At 63.0% G+C, this 23,599-nt stretch carries 24 protein-coding genes and 3 pseudogenes; 19 read left to right on the top strand and 8 right to left on the bottom strand.

Features of this window, described 5'->3' with window-relative positions; genetic code table 11:
- Window positions 1–35: 35 nt before the first annotated feature.
- From QXK92_RS30330 to QXK92_RS30320, 3 genes are all read right to left on the bottom strand, one after another.
- Window positions 36–1,898: an adenylate/guanylate cyclase domain-containing protein gene (locus QXK92_RS30330; protein ID WP_084022914.1), complete on the bottom strand. Its 1,863-nt coding sequence runs from the start codon at window positions 1,896–1,898 to the stop codon at window positions 36–38.
- 331 nt (window positions 1,899–2,229) lie between these two features.
- Entirely contained in the window at window positions 2,230–3,129 is a 900-nt protein-coding gene (locus tag QXK92_RS30325) for a haloalkane dehalogenase (protein ID WP_084022920.1), read from the bottom strand.
- Window positions 3,130–4,257: 1,128 nt separating this feature from the next.
- A complete protein-coding gene (locus tag QXK92_RS30320; protein WP_201789632.1) occupies window positions 4,258–4,797 on the bottom strand; it encodes a TetR/AcrR family transcriptional regulator in 540 nt (179 codons plus the stop codon).
- Window positions 4,798–4,892: 95 nt separating this feature from the next.
- On the opposite strand from QXK92_RS30320, the gene QXK92_RS30315 reads away from it, so the two are divergent.
- The 10 genes and pseudogenes from QXK92_RS30315 (at window position 4,893) to QXK92_RS30265 (ending at window position 12,274) form a co-directional block, all read left to right on the top strand.
- On the top strand, window positions 4,893–5,990 hold the full coding sequence (locus QXK92_RS30315; RefSeq protein ID WP_084030198.1) for an NmrA family NAD(P)-binding protein: 1,098 nt from the start codon (window positions 4,893–4,895) through the stop codon (window positions 5,988–5,990).
- A gap of 287 nt (window positions 5,991–6,277) precedes the next feature.
- Entirely contained in the window at window positions 6,278–6,493 is a 216-nt protein-coding gene (locus tag QXK92_RS30310) for a hypothetical protein (RefSeq protein ID WP_084030196.1), read from the top strand.
- Between the two features lie 34 nt (window positions 6,494–6,527).
- A complete protein-coding gene (locus QXK92_RS30305; protein ID WP_170925322.1) occupies window positions 6,528–7,319 on the top strand; it encodes a cyclopropane-fatty-acyl-phospholipid synthase family protein in 792 nt (263 codons plus the stop codon).
- A gap of 49 nt (window positions 7,320–7,368) precedes the next feature.
- Window positions 7,369–8,400 carry an SDR family oxidoreductase gene (locus QXK92_RS30300; RefSeq protein ID WP_170925323.1) on the top strand — a complete coding sequence of 344 codons (1,032 nt, stop codon included), beginning with the start codon at window positions 7,369–7,371 and terminating at the stop codon, window positions 8,398–8,400.
- Window positions 8,397–8,654 carry a hypothetical protein gene (locus tag QXK92_RS30295; protein ID WP_084260843.1) on the top strand — a complete coding sequence of 86 codons (258 nt, stop codon included), beginning with the start codon at window positions 8,397–8,399 and terminating at the stop codon, window positions 8,652–8,654. Before QXK92_RS30300 ends, QXK92_RS30295 begins: the two co-directional genes overlap by 4 nt.
- Before the next feature lie 617 nt (window positions 8,655–9,271).
- Window positions 9,272–9,814, top strand: a complete 543-nt coding sequence (locus QXK92_RS30290) for a helix-turn-helix domain-containing protein (RefSeq protein ID WP_306248154.1) — start codon at window positions 9,272–9,274, stop codon at window positions 9,812–9,814.
- 139 nt (window positions 9,815–9,953) lie between these two features.
- Window positions 9,954–10,705, top strand: a pseudogene (locus QXK92_RS30280) (SDR family NAD(P)-dependent oxidoreductase).
- Between the two features lie 10 nt (window positions 10,706–10,715).
- On the top strand, window positions 10,716–11,396 hold the full coding sequence (locus QXK92_RS30275; RefSeq protein ID WP_306248152.1) for an NADPH-dependent F420 reductase: 681 nt from the start codon (window positions 10,716–10,718) through the stop codon (window positions 11,394–11,396).
- A 22-nt stretch (window positions 11,397–11,418) separates the two neighbouring features.
- Window positions 11,419–11,832, top strand: a complete 414-nt coding sequence (locus QXK92_RS30270; protein ID WP_306248150.1) for a putative quinol monooxygenase — start codon at window positions 11,419–11,421, stop codon at window positions 11,830–11,832.
- Window positions 11,810–12,274, top strand: coding sequence for a DUF3237 domain-containing protein (locus QXK92_RS30265; protein ID WP_306248148.1), 465 nt, complete (start codon window positions 11,810–11,812; stop codon window positions 12,272–12,274). The genes QXK92_RS30270 and QXK92_RS30265 overlap by 23 nt, the downstream gene beginning before the upstream one ends.
- Window positions 12,275–12,425: 151 nt before the next feature.
- Here QXK92_RS30265 and QXK92_RS30260 read toward each other — a convergent pair whose 3' ends face one another.
- From QXK92_RS30260 to QXK92_RS30250, 3 genes and pseudogenes are all read right to left on the bottom strand, one after another.
- Window positions 12,426–13,364, bottom strand: coding sequence for an NmrA family NAD(P)-binding protein (locus QXK92_RS30260; RefSeq protein ID WP_306248146.1), 939 nt, complete (start codon window positions 13,362–13,364; stop codon window positions 12,426–12,428).
- Window positions 13,361–13,702: a hypothetical protein gene (locus QXK92_RS30255; protein WP_139808738.1), complete on the bottom strand. Its 342-nt coding sequence runs from the start codon at window positions 13,700–13,702 to the stop codon at window positions 13,361–13,363. The genes QXK92_RS30260 and QXK92_RS30255 overlap by 4 nt, the downstream gene beginning before the upstream one ends.
- An 886-nt stretch (window positions 13,703–14,588) precedes the next feature.
- Window positions 14,589–15,767, bottom strand: a pseudogene (locus tag QXK92_RS30250) (DEAD/DEAH box helicase family protein); the annotation flags it as partial.
- 408 nt (window positions 15,768–16,175) lie between these two features.
- Here QXK92_RS30250 and QXK92_RS30245 point away from each other — a divergent pair.
- From QXK92_RS30245 to QXK92_RS30230, 4 genes are all read left to right on the top strand, one after another.
- On the top strand, window positions 16,176–16,727 hold the full coding sequence (locus QXK92_RS30245) for a hypothetical protein (RefSeq protein WP_306248141.1): 552 nt from the start codon (window positions 16,176–16,178) through the stop codon (window positions 16,725–16,727).
- A 134-nt stretch (window positions 16,728–16,861) separates the two neighbouring features.
- Complete coding sequence (locus QXK92_RS30240) at window positions 16,862–17,455, top strand: RES domain-containing protein (RefSeq protein ID WP_306248139.1); 594 nt, start codon at window positions 16,862–16,864, stop codon at window positions 17,453–17,455.
- 379 nt (window positions 17,456–17,834) lie between these two features.
- Window positions 17,835–18,881: a tyrosine-type recombinase/integrase gene (locus QXK92_RS30235; protein WP_306248137.1), complete on the top strand. Its 1,047-nt coding sequence runs from the start codon at window positions 17,835–17,837 to the stop codon at window positions 18,879–18,881.
- Window positions 18,882–18,950: 69 nt separating this feature from the next.
- Window positions 18,951–19,505, top strand: coding sequence for a MucR family transcriptional regulator (locus QXK92_RS30230; RefSeq protein ID WP_306248135.1), 555 nt, complete (start codon window positions 18,951–18,953; stop codon window positions 19,503–19,505).
- 366 nt (window positions 19,506–19,871) lie between these two features.
- Here the strand turns inward: QXK92_RS30230 and QXK92_RS30225 are convergent, their stop codons facing one another.
- Window positions 19,872–20,312 (bottom strand): hypothetical protein, encoded by a 441-nt coding sequence (locus tag QXK92_RS30225; protein WP_306248133.1) that lies wholly within the window; start codon window positions 20,310–20,312, stop codon window positions 19,872–19,874.
- Window positions 20,313–20,951 carry a DUF6308 family protein gene (locus tag QXK92_RS30220; protein ID WP_306248131.1) on the bottom strand — a complete coding sequence of 213 codons (639 nt, stop codon included), beginning with the start codon at window positions 20,949–20,951 and terminating at the stop codon, window positions 20,313–20,315.
- Between the two features lie 37 nt (window positions 20,952–20,988).
- On the opposite strand from QXK92_RS30220, the pseudogene QXK92_RS30215 reads away from it, so the two are divergent.
- The 5 genes and pseudogenes from QXK92_RS30215 (at window position 20,989) to QXK92_RS30200 (ending at window position 23,131) form a co-directional block, all read left to right on the top strand.
- Window positions 20,989–21,553: pseudogene (locus QXK92_RS30215) on the top strand (recombinase family protein).
- A gap of 102 nt (window positions 21,554–21,655) precedes the next feature.
- Window positions 21,656–22,279 (top strand): type IV toxin-antitoxin system AbiEi family antitoxin domain-containing protein, encoded by a 624-nt coding sequence (locus QXK92_RS30210; protein ID WP_306248127.1) that lies wholly within the window; start codon window positions 21,656–21,658, stop codon window positions 22,277–22,279.
- On the top strand, window positions 22,276–22,365 hold the full coding sequence (locus tag QXK92_RS34205; RefSeq protein WP_156452507.1) for a helix-turn-helix domain-containing protein: 90 nt from the start codon (window positions 22,276–22,278) through the stop codon (window positions 22,363–22,365). The genes QXK92_RS30210 and QXK92_RS34205 overlap by 4 nt, the downstream gene beginning before the upstream one ends.
- Window positions 22,365–22,586, top strand: coding sequence for a hypothetical protein (locus QXK92_RS30205; protein ID WP_306248126.1), 222 nt, complete (start codon window positions 22,365–22,367; stop codon window positions 22,584–22,586). Before QXK92_RS34205 ends, QXK92_RS30205 begins: the two co-directional genes overlap by 1 nt.
- Before the next feature lie 110 nt (window positions 22,587–22,696).
- Window positions 22,697–23,131, top strand: coding sequence for a hypothetical protein (locus tag QXK92_RS30200; RefSeq protein ID WP_306248124.1), 435 nt, complete (start codon window positions 22,697–22,699; stop codon window positions 23,129–23,131).
- The last annotated feature ends 468 nt before the right edge of the window (window positions 23,132–23,599 follow it).

Here is a 23,599-nt window from a genome sequence, read left to right as displayed (position 1 = left end):
TTGCACGCGCTGGCTTTGCGGTGTTCTTCTCGCGGTCAAGAGGATTCGACCGTGTGATCCAAATCGGCTATTCCAGTGGATTCACAACTCACTAGCCGAACAAATCCGACGGGTTCGGTAAAGCCCTTAAGTGCCACCGTCTCGCGGCGCTGGGTCACGGTGGATAACATCTCTCGCACCGCGGGATCGCAGGCAAGCGCTTGCGACAGTATGATGTCCCCTCCCGCGCTCTGACCTTGCAGGCGCGCCGTCATGTTCACCGTGGAGCCGAAATAGTCGAGGCGGTCATTCAACGTCACCACGACGCTCGATCCGGCATGAACGCCGATCTTCAACACCAGCGGCTCGGCGCCGGATGCTGCCGCGACGATCCGGTGCTGCATAGCCAACGCCGCCCGTACCGCTTGTGCGGGGTCGTCGAAGGACGCCATCACCGCGTCGCCGATCGTTTTCACGACCGCGCCATCGTGGTCCCGTATGACCTCGGCGAGTAATGTGAAGTGCTCGCGAACTAGGTTGTAGGCAGTGGCGTCGCCGACGCGTTCGTAGAGTTCCGTGGAGCCTCGCAGGTCGGTAAACAGCAGTGCCACCTGGCTGATGCCTGCATCATCGCCCGGTCGCAGCGTTGCCTCGGCGAACAGATCGCGGAAGACTTGCAAGGAAAGCACTTCCGGTGCGGTAAGTGTCTCGCGTGTCCAGGTCCGTTCCTCGATCAGCGCCGCCAACTCGAAGCCGGCGTCGTTGACGAACGTCACGGTCCCGGGCCGGTCGGTCGGCTCAGATGTCGCAAGCAACTCTGCACCGGTTGTAGTGATGTGCAAACCGGGAAAGGCGCCCGCTTCATAATCGACTTCGACAGCGTGGCCAGGGTGCAATGTGCGCAGCCGATAGGAACCGGCTGGCAGGTCAACGGGAACGGTGCGGCGCTCTCCCGGGCGTAGCAGGACTTGCACAGCCACATGCTCGGTGCTCATCGGGCCGGACAGGCAGAAGTCGCCTTCTGGCAGGGGACGTACCGTCGGCGACGGTGTAAAGGTCAGCTCGACATTACGTTCGAAGTCGCGATCGTAGTCGATGTTGCACGATGAACAAACCCCGCCGTGGGGTAGCTCGGCGAGTGTCGGAACGCTGGCCTTGGCCCCACGGCAGTTCGGGCACAACAGATCCCACCTCATGCCGAGCAGTCCGGCCCGCACACCGGCGAGACAGGCCTCGGTCGCCGCTCGGGGCGGCACCCCTAACTCGCCGGCCAGAACCTTTGGCCGCAGCCTGGCGAGATCGGCCGCCATGGCATTCAGCACCCGCTCGACGAGGCGGTCGCCGAGTCCGTTCCCATACGGGCTACTGTCGATGTCGCGGGCCATCGCGGTGGCCCGTTCACGTGCGCTCGGAGGCAGTACTGGCTCCCGAAGCACGAACGGGGTCAGCCGCTCGGGTTCGGCGGCGCCGTGCGCGAACGTGACTGCCTCCAGGATCCGCCTTTTCACGTTCTTCCCGGCCTGCACGGCAAGTCGTGTGCCGAACAGTCGCCCCGCCAAGTTCAGCGGCTCCCACTCCAGGGTATAAGACACACGCGAACCGCCTCGGCCGTCCGGCTCGACATCGAAGACCGGGCCAAAGCGGCGGAATGGTCCCTTGCTGAACACTCGCCGCTGGCGAAAGTGTCGACCCGCGATCCATTCGTAGGGTTTTTCTTCCCACTCCTGTGCGAAACCCGCGGCTTTGGCCCGTCCGCGGCGCAGGATCGTGCCGTTGGGTTGCGGTGTTTCCTCGAGGGTGTACGGCGGCAGACCTAGCGCCTCGTTGAACCGCTTCGTGTCGGCCAGGACCGGCCAGAGTTCATCTGGCGGTAGGTCGAATGTCCAGGCCCACGAGCGACGCATCGACTCAAACTTCACGCTGCCCCCACCTCTGTGCGGTGTCCAAATGAGCAGGTACCCTCCTCAGCAACAAACCGGACCAGCCGGTTTCGCGCAGCATGCGCGCGCCATCCAGGTTCTTTACTACGGTTCTGGCCACTGTCTAAACTCCGCCTGAACCGCGATCTGACGGTTCCTCCTAAACCAACCATCAGACCAAAACGTCAGTGCCACAACGTTTATCGCGCGCTGAGCGCCCAGGAAAAGCAACGGGTGAGTGCGGTAGCACAGGCAGTGCCAATCGACCTGAGTATCCATGAATGTCCGACCGCGTTGAGAGAAGTATGTCCACCGGCTCGCATAACGCTTGTCAATCGTGGACGAATTCGGCAATGACTTGGGCTAGTTGGGGTCCGCGGTCTTCTTGGAGGAAGTGCCCGGCCCCTGAGATAGTGACCGGAGCAATATTTTTCGCGCCCGGAATGTGCTCGCGAAGGACCGCGTCAGCTCCCCGAGTGATGGGATCCTGGTCAGAGAATGCGCACAGGAAAGGCCGCGTGAAGCGGCCAAGCGCCGCCATCGCCGCGAGATTGGCCGGCGCGGCGGGATCGTCGGGCGAGGTGGGAACCAGCATCGGAAATTGGCGCGCCCCAGCCTTAAAGGAGTCACCGGGAAACGGCGCGTCGTATGCTGCAATGACGTCGGGAGTCAGATTCGTCGTGCAGCCGCCGTTGACGATCCTGCCTGCATCGAAAGACGGTGTTTCTTGACTGTAGCGCTGCCATGCCAGAAAGGCCTTGCCCCGTTGTTCCCCCGTCGGTAGAAACGTGTTTGCGGCAACCACACGGCTAAAACGCTCGGGCTCCTCGCCGACGATTCGCAGGCCGATCAATCCACCCCAGTCTTGGCCTACTAACGTGATTTCGTCCAAGCCGATTGTGTCGAGGGCTTCTTTAACCCAATTGACGTGCGCCAGGTACGTGTAGTCCGAACGCATCGCGGGCTTGTCACTGCGGCCAAATCCCACGAGGTCCAGCGCCACCGCCCGCAATCCTGAGTCGACCAACACCGGAATCATGTGTCGGTATAAATATGACCATGATGGTTCGCCGTGCAACAACAAGATGGCCGGAGCGCGCCGCGGACCCTCGTCAAGGTAGTGCATTCTCAACGCCACGCCGTCGCCGCGGTCGACCGCAACGTAGTGAGGTGCAAACTCGTAATCCTGCAGCCCCTCGAAACGAGAATTCGGCGTTCGCAGGACACGCATGGACAAACATCCTTTCACCATCGCGTCGCGGATCGACCGGCCTCGACGTCCCAGCTTCGCCTACCACAGACTGTACCGGAAAGTACATCATGAGACGCGCAGGCCGCTCAAGCTGATCCTGCAAGTCTTGGAAACCGCAGCCCGCGTGCAGGCGGCCAAGCACACCCGTTACTGTGCTCGCCGCGCGACCACAGGAAGTCGCCAAGCGAAGCCGAGGGTTCGAGGAGCTGACTGGTACCTTCGCCGAAGTGATGGGCGACCATGTATGACTCGACAGCGGCGCGTCCTAGAACGGTAAGTTGAACGCCCACGCGTAGCCCAATAATACCGATTCCGCCAAATGAAGCACGAGCTGTAGGCGGTGTCACGGCACAGCGGGCGGCGACATGTGGGCCGCGCAGCCAATTATGCTGGCGGTGGTGGGACAATTCGGTTTCGACGGGATTGCCGTGCCCTCGGCGTAGAATCAAGAGATCGCGATAAAGGCCAGGCCGACGGGCGTCACGGGCCGCGGAGTACGGTTCTGCCTGCATCAGCACGTGTATGTGACTCGGCATACTTTGTGCTGGGTGCCGAATGGCACTGTGGTCACGAATCAACCGATGTCAATGACCGTGGTGACAGGTGAGGATCAAACGCAAAGGCCTCAAAAGACTTACATGTCAACGGCAACCGAAAACTGACCAGCGGGCGGCAAGGTGGTTTGAGGGGGCGGTCGCAACACTTCTCTAAGTTCTGGAGGGTCACTGACCACGGCGCGGTGACCTCGACCGCGCCGACTGCCTCAGCACCTTCTACAGTGCGCACGTCTACGAGCCCAGGTCCGCAGTCCTCGTGGTGGCGCCATGGCCACCATGATCGCTGGCTGCCACCGCCTTTACCCTCGGCGTTGCGCTGGTCACTTGGAACACTAACGACGTTAATAACCTCTGCCTGTGCGGCGACGGCGTGAAGGCGGCAGGCGGGTGTCCCATCGCGGGCCTGCATCGTCAATCCGGTGGCCCTCAGCGGTCATTGGCCGTGGATCCCGTGCACTGAACGGCAAGTCGCCCCCGTACGGGTCTTTGCCGCCTGCCGAGAAGTTGGAGCGGCTGGGCCACGGCCGTTTTGGAGTCAGCGGCCGTCGCGTCACTCGACAGCAGCCGAAGCCGCCGCCAGGACTTCGGCGGCTAGGTCCGGGTCGCTGGCGCGGGCGATGACGACGGCGCCGACGAGCATGCTGAACTGTTGCAACGCGGTGGTACGGCGCTCCTCGGGTGCACCGTCCATGGTGGCGGCGAGGGCGTTGACGGTGTCCTCGACGCCGCGGCTGAAAGCCGCTTTGATCTGAGTTGTTCCGCGGCCGACGTCCATACCGAGCGCGGGGACCGGGCAACCGTTTCCGGGGTTGTGGACGTGCGTGTCGGAGAGGTACACGTCCCGCCAAGCCTGCACCGCGCCCGGTCCACCAGTTCTGAGTGTCTCGGTGAACGTCGCGAAGGCCGTCTGCAGCGCGGTTTCCACGAGGGCGTCCTTGCTGGCGAAGTGCTTGTAGAACCCCCCATGGGTCAAGCCGGCGTCCTTCATCACCTCTCCGACGCTGGCACCGTCGATGCCGCGCTCGCGTAGCAGCCGGGACGCACTGGCCACGATCCGGGCGTGGCTCTTGTCCTTCTCCGCCTGGGACATCCGCATGTCCATCGACTCCCGTCTTATTCGCTTGACATTTTGGAGTATAGGCATAATCTTTATAGATTACTACCAACATCTAAAAGGAGATGGCGATGGCGATCAAGCCGACGATCCTGGTCACCGGGGCGACCGGAAAAACCGGCGGGGCCGTGGTGAATGCCCTGCTTGCCCAGGGATTCCCGGTCCGTGCCATGGTCCGCAGCCTCGACGGGCGCGCCGAGGCACTACGGGGGGTGGGAGCCGAGGTGGCGGTAGCCGACCTATTCGACCCGGATCAACTGGTCGCCGCCATGCGGGGCACCCAGCGCGCCTACTTCATGGCGCCCTTCCATCCGCATGCCCTGCAAAGTGCCGTCGCCTTCGCCGTGAGCTCCCGCGACGCCGGCCTGGAGTCGATTGTGCAGATGAGCCAATGGACCTCCCATCGCAATCACCCGGTCAACCTCACGCGGCAGACCTGGCTGATGGACCGGCTGTTCGCCGACCTGCCGGGGATCGCCCACACGATCGTCAACCCCGGCATGTTCGCCGACAACTTCCTGCGCACCATCGACTTTGCCGCTCTGCTCGGCATCTATCCGGTCCTCAGCGGTGACGCGAAAGCGGCACCGGTCTCCAATGAGGACATCGCCCGCACGGTCGTCGCGGTCCTGCAAGATCCCGGCCGTCACGACGGCAGGACCTACCGCCCGACCGGCCCGGAGCTGTTGTCCGGCAAGCAGATGGCCGCTGTGGTGGCCGAGGCGGTGGGCCACCGTGTCATCCCGGTGTCGCTGCCCTATTGGCTGTTCACCAAGGTCGCCCGCCAGCAGCGCGTCGACCCCCTATCGGCGAGTGTGTACCTGCGCTACATCGGCGGCGACATGAAAGCCGGGGTGTTCGAATTCGAAGGGGGCGTGACCGAGACCCTCCAAGAGCTGACCGGCGCACCGGCCGAGAGCTTCCTGACTACGGCACGCCGCTATTCGGCCATGCCGATCGCCCGCCAGACCGCGGCGAACCGACTCACGGCGATGGTGAAATTCATGGCCGTCCCGTTCGTGCCGGGCTACAACCTGCCCCGTCTGGATCGTCAGTGGGACCTGCCCATTCCCCCGAATCCGACACTGGGGATCCAGGACGCCCGCTGGCGCGAGGAGCACACCGCCATGATGAATTCCCGCCTGCTGCAGTCTGTACCCGCAAGCTGACAACGGTGACCACGCGCAGCCGCACGCTGACTCAGTCGATCAGCATTAACGCCACGCCGCACAAAGTGTGGAAATCCTCACCCGTATTGAGACCATCGCCACCTGGTACGACGCCTGGGAACCGTCCTGGTGACCTCAGCTGCCGGAAAGACCGGCCCCCACACCGCCATGGCGCTGCTAGACAAAGGATTTCCGGTGCGGGGGATGGTGCATCACGACGATGCACGCGCCGCGGAATTACGCGACCGCGGCGGGGTGCAACGACTCACGGGACGAGCACCAAATCCATGGAGACCGTCGCCCGGCGTTGCCCGGCCACCATGCCGGGCACCACCCGCGGACTCTCCGGTATGGCCAGGGCGATAACCACGCTGACCAAAGCGATGCCTAACACCGACCGGTATCTGCGAATGTTCCAGGACGGCAAAGAGATCGAAACGCTGGCCGTCGACTCGCCGACCTGGCATGCCACCCACAATCCGGACCGTCAACTGGCGCGGTGACCGGCCATTTTCATCACGAACGAGGAGCAAGAACATGACCTACACCGAAACAGGCGTGCAGCAGACCGTAGAGCGGCTACTCGCCGAAGCCGATCTGACCGGCCCACTGTCCCCGGAGCAGCTGAATTTCCTTGACCAGTACCACATCGGTGGTGTGGCCGCCGTCGACCGCACGATCGGCCCGATGCACCTGACGGCGGCCGATCGGGTGCTGGATATCGGATCGGGTTCCGGCGGACCGGCCCGGCGGATCGCCGAATCGACGGGGGCCAGCGTGCACGGCGTCGACATCACCGCAGGCTATGTCGACACCGCCACGACGCTGACCCGCCGGTGCGGTCTGCACGACCGAGTCACGTTCGAACACAACCCTATCGATGACCACCACCCCCAACGGCCCTACACCGCCGCGATCAGCATGCACGTCTGCATGAACATCGCCGACAAGCCCCGCTGGTACCGCGCGATCGCCGACCGACTCTGCGACGGCGATCAGTTCGGGATCTGGGACGTCGTCCGCATCACCGATGGCCCCGTGACCTTTCCGATGCCCTGGTCGATCGATGGCACCGACAGCCACCTCGACTCTCCCGAACAGTTGCGGACGGCGATCACCGGCGCTGGAGTCGAGACTCTGGAGTGGGTCGATGAGTCCGGATGGGTTCGCGACTGGGTCACCCAGACCTTCGGTGCGGGGCTGCCCCCCGGCCCCGGCATCCCGATGGTCATCGACGACGGATTCACCCGCACCGTCAACTTCGGGGCCGCCTTGGCCGCTGGCACCCTCGGTGTCTATCGCGGCTGCTTCACCAAAACCACACCCTGACAACAACTCCGCCGGTTCCCGTCCCCCAAACCACGAAAGAATCACGACGATGACTACCAACGCTGCCGAACCAGTCAAGATCACCACTCAAACCAAGTTTCTCGTGGTAGGAGCCACCGGACACGTCGGCTCGAAAATCGCCATCCTTCTGGCGGACAAAGGATTCGACGTCACCGCACTGGTGCGCAGTGACGGGGCCAAGATCCGCGACCCGTACCACGGTGTCATCCGTTACGTCACAGGCGACCTCGCCGACGATGCGTCAATGGCCAAAGCCGTCGAGGGGATCGACGTCGTTGTCTCAACGGCCAACGGTGTTGTTCCGCAGAAGAAATCCGACAATGCTGCCAGCGTCAACGACCACGCCCTGCGATTCATCGAGATCTGCGAGAAGGCGGACGTCCAGCGCTTCGTCCAATCGTCGACCCCGAGCTACCCGCGGGAGCAGCGAGTACCCGAGCTGGCCGGCAAGCGCCGGCTCGAGCAGCGCCTCCAACAATCGCCCCTGCAATCGGTCATCGTGCGCAACGCCGCGTTCATGGACGTCTTCCTGGTATTCGGCGGCTTCAAAGGGGCCGTCGACTGCTCTGCTCACGCCACCGTGCTCCGCAACCACGGCTTCACCAAATTCTGGGGATCCCTGACCGGGAACCTGGCCGAGAAGTACGGCTTCTTTCTGGCTCCCGGCGGCGCCTCGCACGGCACCCCGATCATCGCTACCCGCGATGTCGCCGAGATGATCACCGGCGCCGCGCTTTATACCGGCAGCGAGGACCTCCTCATCGAAGCCAACGGACCGCAATGGCTGACCTGGCGGCAGATCGCCGACACCATCGCCGCCACGACCGGACGCAGCAAGGTGCGGATCATCCCGCTGCCGGCTCGGGTGGCCTGGCTCAATCAGGCCCTCGCCCGACCGTTCTCCCCCTCAGCGGCGAACATGTTCGCGCTCATGGGGTTCGTCGCCGAGTACCAACCGCACTGGGACTCCGCACCCGTCGTCGAGCAACTCGGTCTGCCCCCTCAGTGGACACTCGCCGACTACCTCGACCACAACTACGGCGCTCCTGCCAAACGATGACCGACGACGCCAATGGCGAAGAGGCCCGGTTCCGCTACGTCAACGTGGCGCAGTGGACCGATCAGGCGGCCTTCAGTTACGCACAAAGCGGAATGATGCAGCGTTTCGCCGACGAGTCACTGGATCGCGTCGGGTACTGGAAAACGTTGGGCATCAACATGAATGCTGCGACCTTCCACCCCGCACGGCGCTTTTATCCCCACGCGTCGAGACCTTCACCGACACAGGGGACCACCAATCGACGGTCGATGTAGCAACCGCGCTGCGCAAGGGATTCGACACCGGCAACTTCGAGCCTCAGCTGAACATGCTCACCGACGACTTCCAGCTCTGGGCGCCTGCCGGCCCCTTGCGGGGAAAGAATATCGGCCGACAGGCGGCCGCCGAGAACTACGGGCTCATCTCCGGAGCCGCGGACACCCACACCACCCTGCAACAACCATCCTCCACACTCTGCGCGGCCCACCGATGAGCGGTGACAACACGCACCCGGTGCGACGCTCAATGATTTTGAGGTGATGCCGGCGGGGGCTCGGCGACCTGTTTGGTCGACCGAGCGGATTATGGATGTGTGAATAGCCATCTTTTAGCCGGGGGAGTCGGTAATCCGTTTGCGGCGAGGGTCGTCACTGATGGTGTGGTAGTGGAGGAACGCGCGCAATTGAGCGGGCAGTGTGAGCAGCAGGATTCGTCGGCGCATGTGTTTGTGCTGCAATCGATCCCCGTGGCGTCTGCGCGGCAGGTGTGGGTGGATTCGAGTCGCGAGGGGAGCATGTCGGCGGGCCAGATGTCGATTATGCCGGCGGGACTTCCCATGTTGTGGGAGTGACAGGGTCCTGTCCAGGCACTGCACGTCTCAGTAAATCCGGGTGTGGCTGACCTACTGGCGGCCGACCGTCTAGGGCGTTCATATGTCGAGGTGCTTACTCTGTGTCTGTTCGATGACCGGTTTGTTCGCCATCTGCTGGAGCTGCTGCGCATGGAGGCCGTGGCCGGTGCCGAACCGCTGCGATCTCAACACCTCATTCAGCGGCTGTTACTGCGGGTCGGCATCGGTTCTCGCAGAACAATGAAGCCACCAACCGGGGCACTGCGGCCGGACGGCGTGCGCGCGGTGACCGACTGGATTGAAGAAAACCTCGCCGACCCCATCTCGGTCATCGACCTTGCTGCTTTGGCTGGTGTGGAAGCATCATGGTTTACCCGTCTGTTTTCGCGGGCCATCGGGTGCTCCCCGTATCGCTACGTGTTGGAACGCCGTGTCCTGCGCGCCCAGATCGCCCTGCGCAGTGGGATGTCAGTCGCTGCAACGGCATCGCTGTGCGGGTTTGCCGACCAAGCGCATCTGAGCCGCCATTTTCGTCGGCAAGTCGGCGCCACCCCGGCTGCCTGGGCTCGGATCTCGCGCAACTGAAGCGCGAAACGTACAAGATCGTGGTGACTGTCATCGGGTATCAAAAGTGAGTGAGATATGGCATACGCGGTCTCACCCGATGTGGTGAGCCATCGTGTTTTCCGGTCATCGTGTTCCACAACCGCGGCGGTGATATGCCGTGAGCAAGCCGCTGGACGGCAAGGTCGCAGTCGTTACGGGGGGCTCGCGGGGCATCGGTCGGGCTATCGCGCTGCGGCTAGCCGGCGACGGTGCGCTGGTTGCTATCAACTACATGTCCAACGCCGCCGCGGCCGAGGCGGTGAAGCCTTCACCGTGCAGGCCGACCTGAGCTCATACGCCGGTATCCGTGCGTTGTTTGACACCTTTGACGGCGAGCTGACCTCGCGCCGTGACGATTCTGGCTTCGACATCCTGATCAACAATGCCGGCACCGGCCGGGCAGGGACCCCATCGGACACGTCGGAAGCCGACTTCGACGCGGTCTTTGCCACAAATGTCAAAGGACCGTTCTTCGTTACTCAGGCCGCCATCCCACGCTTACGCGATTCTGGCCGAGTCGTGTTCATTTCTTCCGGGCGGTCGAAACGCCCGCTGGTGTCTACCGCCGCCTACTGCATGGCCAAGGCCGCAGTGGACACCTTGGCAGTCATGCTCGCCGCCGAACTGGGCCCGCGTGGCATCACGGTTAACGCATTGGCACCAGGATGGACGGTGACCGAGTTGAGCTCAGAATTTCTCGGCGACCCGCACAATCAGCAGGCCATCTCGGAAATCAGCGCGTTGCGGCGGTTAGGACAAGCCGACGACGTAGCCGCCGTGGCCGCGTTCCTGGCTTCTGACCAGGCGGCCTGGATTACCGGCCAATACATCGAGGCAAGCGGTGGATTCGACTTGGTCGCCACCAGATGAGGAATCCGTAGTGCGCATCGGTGTCGTCAACGCCGGCAACATCGGTCGGACATTAGCGCAGGCGTGGCTTCGCGCGGGTCATGATCTCCTGCTCGCCAAGGACGGATGCCAACGCAAGCTCGACGATTTTATCGTCGACCATCCGATCGCACGTCGCGGCACACCCGCTCACGCTGTCGCCTTCGGCGATGTCGTGCTGTTCTCGGTGTACTGGCCGCGGCTACCCGCCGTGCTATCGGCGACCGGTCCGATCGCCGGCAAAATCGTCATCGACACCATGAAACCGCTGCGGGTCGACGAGCATTTCCAGCACAGCCACGATCTCGAGTTCATGGCCCGCTCGTCGACGACCGAAAAGCTGCAACGCGAATTGCCCGACGCTCGGGTGGTGAAAGCGTTCAGCACCATGCCCTCACAACTCCTCGACATTCGGCTCTGGCATGACACGCTCACCCTGCCGCCGGTGTTTCTGGCCGGCGACGACACTGCAGCCAATGCGGTCGTGGCCACGCTGGCCCGCGATGCTGGCTTCACAGCACTTGATACCGGGCACGCGGCGGCCGCCCGTAGCATCGAGCAGCTCGGGGTATTGACCCACCAGGTCGTAAAACACAACTTCGGCGGCGAATGTCAGAACCTGGCGCCTGCGATACTGCGTGCCGGCCCGGCCATTGCTATCGGGGCGAAATGACGACAGAAAAGGACGCACCGCGATGAGTGAACACGACCAAGGCGACGACTTGCCGGCGCGGATACGGCGCAGCATCGGTGAAAACAGTCCTTTCGGACTCCTGACGATCGTGCGGGCGAAAGACCAGCAAGCCGCAGACAGACTCACCGAGGTCCTGCGAGCCGTGGCCGTCCCGTCACGCGCGGAACCGGGCAATCTTCTATACACCGCCAGCCGCGGCGAAGACGGCCTCACCTTCTATCTCCATGATCGGTGGGCCTCGATCGCCGCGGTCGCTGAGCATGAACAAAGCGCGCACTTTCGTTCGTCCATCAAAGAATTCGGTGCTCTCATCGATCCGGGCTCTGCGGTAATTGACGTCCTGAAGATCATCGATAATCAACTAACCGTCAGCGGTGGGAGGAGAGAAATCGATGCGTTTGACCTACGAATTTGAGTGGACCGTCGCGGCCGAACAGCCCTCCGACATAGGTCGACTCGACAACGGCGTGCTTCACCACCATGTACTTCCCTCCGCACGGCTCATCGGTGACCGACTGAACGCAAACAGCGTTCACCCCGGCACCGACCTGTTCCGCCAACTCGATGACGGCTACGCCGCCATCGACGTGCGCGTCCTGATGCAAACCGACGACGGAGCACTCATCCACGTCGCGTACCAAGGCTTCGTCGAACCCACCGAGGCCTTCTTACAGGCCGTCCAATCGCTCACACCAACCGAATTCACCGACCAATCGATTCGCACCACCTGGACACTGACCACCGGCGATCCGCGCTACAACTGGATCAACCGCGCAATCTTCATCGGCGAAGGCCGTCTACTCCCCGCCGGCGACAACCGATTGGGCATGCAGCACAAGGTATACCGAGCCGCATAGACGAGCTCAGAAGCGTGTCGGACTTTCTTCAGGCCCGTGACACGGGTGTTTTGGTGAGGCGCGAAACGAATGATGCTCATATCTCGGGAGCACAGGCCCTGCGGAGTGGGTGGCCCAATCAACCGCGTTGGGGCGGAGAAGTTTTCAGATCCTAGGATTGAGCCTCGGAGTACGGGCTGGGCTGCCTCGCGAGCCAGCGCGTCAGGTCCTCTACGTCGTCGCCGAGGTCGCGAGTACGAGCGAAATCGGCGCGATAGGAAGGCGGATCGGAGAACCAACGAAACATAGCTCTGCCGTCGTCATCGTTGCCGAATACATCGAGCGGCAGCTCAACGAATGTGGCAGATTCACCAAACCGCTGAGCCACCAGGTTGGCGATCTGCTCGCCGCTAACTTCGTCGCCAGCAATCTCCACCGGCGCAGCGGCGGAGTCGCGGCGAACTAGTAGAGTCGCGGCCACGCTACCGATGTCGCGAACCGAAATCATCTGCAGCGGAACGTTTCCGGGCATGGCCATGCTGAACGCCAGCTTGCCATCCTTTCTATCGATCATCTCCAACAGGTTCTCCATGAAGAACGTCGGCCGGATGATGTTTGCGGGCACCGCGCCGATCAGAAACTCCTCGACCCGCCTCTTGCTCTCGAAATGGGGCACCCCGGACTTGCGCTCGGCACCACCAACCGAGCTGTACACGAGAAATGGTAGTTGGGCGGCGTGCGCCGCCTCGACGATAACTTTGCCGTGCGCGACCTCACCGTCGACGCCGCGCGGTCCCAAAAAGCTCGTCATCGCGAAAGCGGCTCCGGCGCCCTCGAAGGCACGCCGGATGGAGTCCGGCGCATCCAAGTCGGCCTCAACGACTTCCACTCCACGTCCGGCCAGCGCCCGCGCTGCAGCGCTGTCGACGCTGCACGTAAGAGCGCGGACAGCCATCCCACGATCGACCGATGCGTCCACCGTTGCCGAACCCTGCTGGCCGGTCGCTCCAATGACCACGATGGGATCTTTACTGGTATTCGTCATGAAATCCCCCGCTATTTGCGTCTTGGTATTCGGCTGAGATGGCGTCGTGAGCGAACGCACTGTCACGGGGTGCTGCCCGGTTTGAGGTTCGCAGCGACGGCGAGATGATCGACCTGCTCGGGATCGGCGATGCACGGAAACATGATCAGCTCGTCGCAGCCCGCCGCGCTGAAGGCGCTGATGGCTTCGACCACCTCATCGCGGCTCTTCATCGCCCCCGAGATCACGTGCTTGGCATACTCACCGCTGAAGCCGTAATAGTGACCCAGGTAAGTCCTCGCGGCCACGGCGGCACCATCCCCGAGCGCGAAATAGCCCAATGCGACCAGCCGAGGTGAACCGTCTCCACCCGCCTCCTTCCACGCAGTGCGCACTCCGCGCGCGGTCTGAGCGAATTGCTCCACGTCGCCACCACCAGAAATCCACCCGCCCCCGAACTCGACGACCCGTTGATTCGTGGCGTCCCCCCGCCCCGATCAGCAGCGGAGGCCCACCTTCGTGGCGAAATATGGCCCGTCCAAGTCGATAGCAGCGGCAGCTGCGCTTGGACGTCGGCGCCACCGCGATAGCACTCCAGTAGAGTGCGCACTGCGAAGGAATGACGCAGATCACCGACCCTCGGATGCGGCTGGCCGGTGGTGGTATGGATTCCGGCGGGACCGAGCAGATCGGCGAAGGTGTAGTCGATCGTGTTGACCACCAATCGGCCGCTGGCCGAGACGAAAAAACGCTGACCACCCCTTGGTGCCGGCGGTGTGGTCTCGCAGCTGGCTGTAATCGCGCAGCACCGCAATTGTGGTGTGGTGCAGCAAGATCTGCCTGGATTTGTCGTATTTCGAGTTAGCGATGCGCACCACACCGGCGTCGAGGTCGACATGATCACGGTCCAGGCGTGCTGCTTCGCCAGCCCATGAACCGGCAACAACGATGACTTGCCCAGCATCAGCCCCCTTGTCGTATACATAGATTCGAGCGTGTTGCTACCCGTTGATAACGGGCGGGGCCACTAAGACGACGTTGTCTCAGATCGTCGCGCACGGCCTCGGCATCCCAGCCGGCCTTGTCCTAGGTGCAGGTCGTCGGGGGTGGCAGCACCCGCGGTGTTCGGCGATGGTCGAGTTATTCTTTCGGTCCAAGCCTGAGACCATCGCTGAAACAATCGAGACGTTGCGGCTGTGTTGACGCCGTCAACGCGCCGAACCGAAAACCGCAGGTGACGAATTGCACTGAAATCGATCGAGAAAGGTCAAAGGCCCAGCTAGTGGGGTTGACGAAGACCAGATCCAGGGGTTCCGGGCCGTAGCGCAGTTCGTCGTCCATCGAGACCAGCTCGGCGGAATGCTGATCGGCTTTGTCTTTGACTGCCTCGGCATAGATCCGCGGGGTGGCCGTCATGTACAGCCGGCGCGCGGCGCGCAGGTAGGTGTTGTCGTGGATGCGCACGAAGTTGGATTCGTCTTCGCCGGCCAAGGTGACCCCGGTTGTGCGATGCGCCTCGTCGCAGATCACCAGATCGAAGTCATCCAGGCCTAGGGTTTGCGCGTCAGCGACCGTCGGCAGCGACTGATAGGTGGAAAACACCACGGTCAGGCCTTTGGCGCGTTTGCGATGGGCCATCGCTTCCAGCAGGGCGGCCGGGTTGGTGGTGACCGGGATCGGCACGTCATAGACGTTGAAGTCCTCGGTGTTGCGCAACCTGCCGACTTTAGTGTCCGAACACACCGCGAACGCCCGGATGTCCGGCACGGCTTGAGCGGTCCATTCCCGCAGCGATTGACTCAGCAGTGAGATTGACGGCACCAAAAACAGCACCCGGACGCTGCCGGCGTTGTTAGCGGCGATGCGTTCAGCGAGTTTGAGGGCGGTGAAGGTTTTGCCGGTGCCGCACGCCATGATCAGCTTGCCGCGATCATTGCCGACCGCGTATCCGGCCAATACCGCCTCGATCGCGGCCAGCTGGTGGGGACGGGGTTGTTTAGGTGGGGCCGGGGCCAGCTCGATCCGCAGATCGTCCTGCGGCCAAGCGATGTCCCAGTCGATGGGGGATTCGGCGATATCGGCCAAGTTGATCCGCTGCACGGGCGTGAACTGCCCGTCCAGAGCGTCTTCGGCGTTGGCGCCCCACTTGTCGGTGGTGGAAATGATCACCCGGTTGGTGAACGGCTTTTTGCCCGATGCGGTGAAAAACGAATCAATATCGGCCTTGGCTAGGGTGTGGGTGGGTTCGTAGAACTTGCACTGGATCGCGGTGTAGGCGCCGGTGTCGCGTGCGCGGGCCACCAGATCGATTCCGGTGTCGGGTTTGCCTTTACGATCGGGCCAGTCCATCCACCGCCACACCTGCTCGTACTGCTGGGCCAGAGCGGGATCAAGTTCGAAGAACCGCACCATCAACTTCTCGAACAACATGCCCCGATCAACGTTGGTCGGCGCCCGCCGAAACGCCTCGATCACGTTGATTGACCCCACAAACCGCCCCTCTGAACCCGGAAGGTCACTGTGCGTGTCCTGTTCTGTGCCGATAGTCGGCCCCACCGACTCGCGGCCACAATCGCCGGGCAGCCTGCGGGCTGTGCCGGTGTGCCGGTGTGCCGGTGTGCCGGTGAGGCAAGGTCGTAGGCGCGCCAGGCCCGGGCCAGGGCTGCTCGGCGGCTGACCAGCCTCGACTCGAGTCTGTAGCGACCTGACGAAGATTGCAGCAAATGCTACAATTGCTACATGATGTCGGACTATGTTATCTCCGAGGTGGACGATGGACTGGAGGTCCGTGGCGTTACCCGAGGGGAGCTCACCGAGGCGCTTCAGCTCCTCAATCTCTTCGGAGGAACCGAGGGCCCATACGAGGCAATCCCCCTGCTGCAACTACGCAACGCGCTTGTGCATGACCCGCAGGGCGGTACCCGCGTCCGCGAATTCATTGAGGTGTTCAATGCCATTCGCACGCTGCAAGCCGAGCATGTAGAAGCGTCGCGCGAAGAGCTCCTTCGCGCGCTGATGGGCCATGGCATTAGTCTGACGCCCGCCGCGACCCTGTCGCAATCGAAGCGTTTGGCCGCCCACCGCAACGCGCTGCTCGCGACGCCTTTCCACACCTACAAATCGCTGAGTGAGCAGCGCGATTCGTCGGAGTCCAACACCAGAACGTGGGTGGCGCGACGTCGACAAGCGCATCAACTATTCACCGTTGACCATGGCGGCAGGACCTTGATACCAGCGTTTCAATTCGACGAGCACGGCAAGCTGCGCGCCGAGTTGGCGCCGATCCTGGCCGCGCTTGCCCATGGGGGAGTGCGGGACTGGTCCTTGTGGACATGGCTTACCAGCCCGACGAGTTTTCTCTCCGGCGAGGTACCAGAGCGCACCGCAACGACTGATCCAGCGCGTGCGCTGCGCGCAGCCCAGCGCTTCGCCGCGGGTGCGGCCGCCTAGAACGCCGGCTCGACGTGACCGCTACGCCTCCGCCGCAGGATCTGGTGTGCCCCCATCCGGCCGGCTGTGGTGTAGTCGCGACGTTGCCCACATTGAATGCAGTGCCCCTCGACAAAGGCCGCAAGCTCTACCGCGTGTACGACGGCAAATGGGGATATGACGAATTCAATGCAGGCTGGGGCGACACGCGCTTTGCTCCGATCGACGACCCCATCACCGGAAAGCGGTTGTCGAACATGTATCTGGGCGAGTCGCCTACAGGGGTGCTGCTCGAGTCGGTCTTTCACGACGTCCACCAGTTGGGCAGCATGATCGCCTACGACGCCCATCTGCACGAGAAACTGTTGGCGCACATCGAGGTGCCGGCCGATGCTACGCTGGGCGACCTTCGTGATCCGGAGCTTACGCGGCTGAACCTCACACGCAGCCAAGTGATCTCGAGTCCGGCCGAGCACTATCCATGCACCCGGCGCCTAGCCATCGCGGCCCTTGCCCAGAAACATGATCCGCCGCTTCAAGGACTGATCTGGCATTCCCGTCAAGCCGAGTTGATCAACAAGCCGCCCGAAGAAGTAATCGTCTTGTTTGCGGAAAGGTACCCGTCGAAGCGGGGTTCCTGGCAGCGGTCCGGACCCGGCTCACAGAACCTCTACGAAGGGCCCGGGCGACTACTCGTCGAAGAGATCGCCGAAGAACTGCGTGCGCTGATCGAGACGGATAAGGCGTAGGCGCAGCCATGGCGGGGACTACGGATGGTACCAACTTTATCCACGACGGCGACGTGCGCAAAAGTTCGTTGACACCGGCAGGCGGGCGCACTGTCAAAACCGCTTTAGGTGCCAGCGGGATCACATCGTTGACCGAATTCATCCCACAACTCGAAGTCAGACTGCACGCGAGGTTGGCTACACTTCCTACCCTCGCTGCGAGCAGCTGCAAGGTGGTCCAAGTCTAGCGAACGCGCCGACGTGAAATCCTCTCCAACCACCGCGGCGGTTCGGCCCGAGCACGAATTCGACTCCGATCCTGAGCTGGGCGACCTGCTGGCGCCTCGCGCTAGGAACTCCGCATCTTCGTTCCATGCATAACCGCTATTATGCATGAGTTATGTCACCCGCTGAAGCACGCTCGCCAAGTGCGCCACCCCGCACCGACGCCGAGCGGCCCGAATGGTTTCGCGCGTTTCTGGCCGACCGAAGCACCCGCAAACCCTCCCCGCACACCGTGGACGCGTATCGGTGTGACTTTGACGCGATCGCCGTCGTGCTGGCCGGCTGCCCCCAACAGCTGGCTGCGCTGGACTGCGTCGCGATCACCAAGGACACGATGCGCCAGGCCTTCGCGGTGTTCGCCGCCTCCCGCGAACCAGCATCCATCCGGCGCTGCTGGTCGACGTGGAACACGTTGTGCAGCTATCTGTTTACCGCTGAGCTGCTCGAGGCCAACCCGATGCAATTCGTGGGCAGACCGAAGGTCGCCAAGAGCCTTCCGAAGGCACTTCCCGTCGCGGCCGCTAAGGCCCTCGTCGACGCCGTCACAGACCACAGCGATGCGAAACTGCGCAACCAATGGCCCGAACGCGACCGCGCCATTATTCTGACCATCTTGCTCGCTGGCCTGCGCGCCGGCGAATTGCGCGCCGCCAACGTCGGGGATGTCCGCCTCACCGAGGCCGGTGGGGTGATCCACGTGCGCGGCAAGGGCAATAAGGACCGCGCCATCCCGATCGAGGCGGCCCTGATTGACGTTCTGAGTGACTACCTGGCCAGTCGCGGCACTCGCTTCCCCGCGGCCAGCCGGCGCCGGCAGGGCAGCGACGTTCCGGTGCTGCGCCGCTGGCCCACCACAGCGCCGCTGTTCGTCGGTGTCGACGGGCAGCGCATCACCCGCGGGGCATTGCAATACCGAATCCTGCGTGCGTTCAAACTGGCCGGGCCGGACGCTCACCGCAATCCGGGGGCCCTGGTGCACGCGCTGCGACACACCTACGCCACCGAGCTAGCGAACACCAACATCAGCGTCTACACCCTCATGAAACTCCTTGGCCACGAATCCATGGCGACCTCCCAGCGGTACGTCAACGCTGCCGGGGCCGAAACCCGTTCCGCCGCGGCGCAAAACCCGCTCTACCGCCTCACCAAAGACCGCCACTAGTGCCGCTCTGACGGCTGCGGTAGCCAAGTGATCAACCTCGCGGTTCGCGCCTGGCTACAGTAATCAGACATGCGGGTCGGAGATCGTGATGGCCACGGCGCCTACGGCCAGCTCAGCACCGACGACAACGGCCATCTCGTCTGCCACGAATGTGGTCGCGGGTTTCTGCATCTGGCGACTCACGCGATGCGCACCCATGGCCTGTCCGGTGCTCAGTATCGCGAACGCCACGGTTTGGAGCTGACCGCGGTTCTGGTTGCCGGCGAGATCCGTCAGAAGATGTCGCAGGCGTGGGAGCTGCACCGCGACAAGCACGTCGCGAACCTGGACCGGTCACGCAATCCGGATCGGGCGCGCGCACAGATGCGGCCGAGGTCGCAGTGGCCGGCCGCGACTCGGGTCCGTCGGAGCGCGGCGTTGTCGGCGAAGCGAGGGCGGCTGCTGACCGATGATGAGATGCGACAGCTAGGTGATGATCTGCCGCTGCAACAGTGGTGCGACCAGGTGCGCGCCCTGCTGGCCGCCGACCCGACGATCACCGCCATGTCGATCAGCCGCAGCTTCGAGCGCTCAGAGTCGTGGATTTATCAGCGGCTGTACAGATACCCCGGACACGGCGAATGAGCCGCCACGGTCGATCGCTTGGCTGCCATCCAGCCTTAGCGGGCGGGACCGATCCCTTTGTGCTGGCGTGTACGCGATGCGCGCGCACGCGCATCGATGCGAACGGTGAAGGGTTCCACAGCGCGGTGAGAGGTGCCCGCCAGTACCTGGTGGGCACTTGGTCTGGCCGGGCACTGCACGCAGGACACCGCGGGGCCCCACTTCTTCCCAGCCGCGATAAGTAGCACGATCGCCACGACGACTGCGGCGACAAGTGCAATGGCGGCGCACAGAAAGCAACTCACCCGCGCCGCTTCGAGAAGGCCTGCCTCGATTGCGTTTTCCCACAATGAATTTCGCTCCTAGAGTACCAGCGGCTGACTCTCCCTACGCGGCAGCTTCACCTTGGCTGTTGAGACCACTGGCGCTAATCCCGTTGCCAGTGAGCAGGTTTGGCGGGTGGTCAACAGCCGCTGCTGCTGGAACGGCGGATATCACCTGCAGGTCGAGAAGTTGCAGTTCCCAGTTCCAACGCATGGTGTAGGCGGGCGTGCCGATGGCCGCCGCGATGTAGGGGAACCGCTGCGCGTGCTGAGCCGCCGATGTTCCACTGCGTGGTGTCACGGAGGGCCCCGTGACTGCCGGCAAGTTGTAGATGTTGACCGGTCCGGCGGGGGTGTGGAGCCACCATTCGGCGTCGACCAGTGCGGGATTTGTGAACGCCATGGCCTTGGGCGGCCCGAAGAGCTCTGCACACATCAGCGCCGTTGGGCCGTCGCGCATTTCGCGGGTTACCGGGTTGATGAAAATGATGACACGTTTGCGCATTTACTGCCAAGTCAGCATGTCGAGCAGTCTCAGATCGGTGATGTGGTGCAGGTTCGCGCCTAGTGTGCCCTCGTCGCCGAGTACCGCGCGTAGCCGCGTGAGCGCTTCGGACTCAGTATTGGTGATCAGGTCGTCACGAATGGCGGGCCAGTAGGCGGCTCTCTGGTATTTCAGACGCGGGTAGCGGTCGGCGGCTTGCTCAGCGAGCTGGCGGTACACATCGGTCACCTTGGAATCAAGGATGGGGATAGCCGCGGGGCGCTTGATGTGAAGTACCTTGCTGATTTTCGATCGAGCCACGTTGGTTGGCGCGTCCTGTTCAAAGTGCCGGTAGAACGATTCGAGTTGGTCGTAGAGACCATTTCGGATATTCGGCTCAGCGCGTAGAAGATCAGCGTCGGCTGGCGGCCACGGCGCGCTGGTTGCACGTTCGACAAACCATACGAGTTGCTCTTCCGATATACGTGAATAGATGACCCATGTACGGGCTACTTCCGCACGAGTAAGCACTTCCGGGTCGCCGGGACCAGGCAAGTCGTAGTCGACGATGGTCCGGCCCGGATACTGCCGCAGCTGGGCCACACACTCTTCGATCGACCGCTCCCTGCCGGCGATCACAATGACTTCTGAAGTAGACACCCTGTCACGCTCACATGTCCAAGAATGCGAGCGCAAAATCGCGATCGCGGTAACGATCCCCAATCCAACCGTCCTGACCGCCGCTGGCGTTGCTCCTGAGTCGGTGTTCACCGACAAGCTCTCTGGATCGGCCAAAACAACGCGGCCGGGCGTGACTGCGATGATGAACTACGCCCGTGCCGGTGACACTGTGGTGGTCGCCGCCATCGACGGTCTCGGCCGCTGCGTCGCCGAAGTCACCCGCACTATTGCTGACCTCGGAGAGCGGGGCATCGTGCTGCGGGCATTGCGTGAAGGGATCGACACCGCCACGCCCACCGGGCGGGCAGTCGCGGCGATCATGGCTACCTTGGCCGAACTCGAACTCGAACTCGAACTCGGCCGCGAGCGCCGTGCCGCCTCCCGTGAAGCAAGACATTCGCGCCCGGCTCCCGGCCACCAAACCACCCAAGCTCAGCGACGAACGCCAGGACCAACTTCGCCGACTGGCCGCAACTGGAGAGCCTATCGGTGAACTCGCCGCCGCATTCGGCATAGGACGCGCCACCGCCTACCGGTACCTATCTCAAGGCGGCGCTGAGTACCCAGAACCGAATGAGTGACGGGCTGTTGTCGGTAGTGGCGCGGATGATCGGTGTCATGCGACAGCTTGACGGACGAGCGTGATGACGGCCGGCGGGGCCGAGACCTGGGGGTGGGATGGAATGCGCCATCTGGCGTCGCGTCAGTTCGGGTTGTTTACCTCAGCCCAGGCGCGGCGGAACGGGCTTTCCAACATCGAGGTAGCGCAACGTCTTGCCTCGGGCGAACTGTATGTGGCGTATCGCCGTGTCTTCGGGTTCACCGAGAACGACGCCGACATGTTCAGGTGCGAAGACTGGGCTGCTCGATGGCTGGCGCTCAAACCCACCGCAGACATCGAAGCGCGCCGAGCCGCCCCAGATTGCATCCTCAGCCACGAAAGCGCGGCAGCGATCCGCAACCTAGGGACGGTCGTTGCTGACGGTCTGTACCTCACCGGCCCCCGCCCCATCAACAAAACCCCACAGGTGCGCAGCTACCTGCGTGATATCGGTGCCCGCGGCGCGGAATGGAACGTCTTCGAAGGACTTCCGGTCGCGATGCCGGGGCGTATCGTCGCTGACCTGGCCGACGCTGAGATTGACGGGTCCCATCAAGGAACGGTCATCGCCGACATCATCGACGACGGATTACTTACGATGCAAGAAGTCGGCCGCCGCCTGGACCCCTACGCTCACCGGTGGGGGGTTTCCGGCGGTGTTGAACTCGCCCAACTATTCACCGCCGCCGCCTGTCTACCCAAATGATCCACCAGGGAGGCACTACACGCGCGAGTATCGCTCTTTCCCTTGGCATTTCGCGATCCAGTGTGTACCAGGAGTTGGTGGGTTGATGGTCGTCGGTCGGCCCACGTACACCGCGCTCGCCAGCCGCGACGGACGCTGGTGGCTCATCCGCGTCCCCGGCCTCGGCCACAATCCCGAAGATGGCATCTACACGCAAGCCCGCAAACGTGCCGACATCGAACCGATGGCACGGGAGCTGATCGCGCTGTGTCTCGAAGTGGCTATGGACTCCTTCGACGTTCAAGTCGAACTACCGGGCCGAAGTTGAAAGCCGAACAAAAGCGGCACGGTGTCTTTGGTCGGGCCTGTCGTACCGGGCTGGGACAATTCCGGCGATGAAGAAGTCCCACCAGCGGGTGGAGAAAGTGGGGTGTCTAGATGAACGGCGGCAACGGTTGGCTTAACACCGTTGAACGGTTATGCGCCCAGGGGTTCAACCCGGACGGGCCAGCGACCGGCGGCGCCCAGGTGCAAGTCTTCGACCGCACCACCAACACCATGGTGTATCGCCAACCTATCGCCCGCACAGTGCGCCTTGAACCGGCAGAACCGTTGCTGTGGTTCCGCCAAATCATCGGCACCGGACCGGCATTTGATGTCTACGAGTGCCGAGTCCGCTCGCTATGCACCGAAGGTGCGACGGTCGCAGGCGAACAGGTCGTCTTCCCTCAAAATCCCACGCAGACCAACGAATACGCAGTCATCAGTGCCGCTGACCCCGACCAGATCGCAACTCTAGACGCGTGGGACACCTGGAAGCTCACACAAACCAGCGCTGAACAGGAAGAATCACTGGACAACCTCGACGCCTGACTCCGCCCCCCCGGGCTCGGCTGGGGATTTCATCCACGCAGGGCTCCCGCCCGACCCCTCGCGGGTCGGGCGGGGTCCAAAATGTCGAGCGGATCAAGGCCTGGCTGCATGAGAAGGCTTGTCCGGCAGCCGGTGACCTCGCGGCGGCCCGGCCATTGATCGATGCCGAGGCCATTGCGGCATGTGAGCCGCTGACCAGGGTCGGCGGGGGCGGCCGAGTCAATCCGCTGCTGGACCTACCGCTGAAACAATACGCGGGAATGGACAAGACGAAACTCTGGGAGATGTTCGTGTGGCGGCTAGCCGAGGGCGAGGCGAGATGGATTCTGCGCGACGAGCAGTCCTCGGGACCGCCGATGCGCAGCACCATGGATGCGGCCAACACTGCAACCTGTGTCCGAGGAGGAAGCCGACGCCGATTATGCGGCTCGGTTGGCGTGGTGGAAAGAGAACCAGGAGCCGCTGCTG

Origin of the sequence: Mycobacterium sp. TY815 (assembly GCF_030755135.1) — a bacterium.
Taxonomy (GTDB): Bacteria; Actinomycetota; Actinomycetes; order Mycobacteriales; family Mycobacteriaceae; genus Mycobacterium.
The sequence above is the reverse complement of the archived record's forward strand: the minus strand, read 5'-3'. Positions and strand labels throughout refer to the sequence as shown.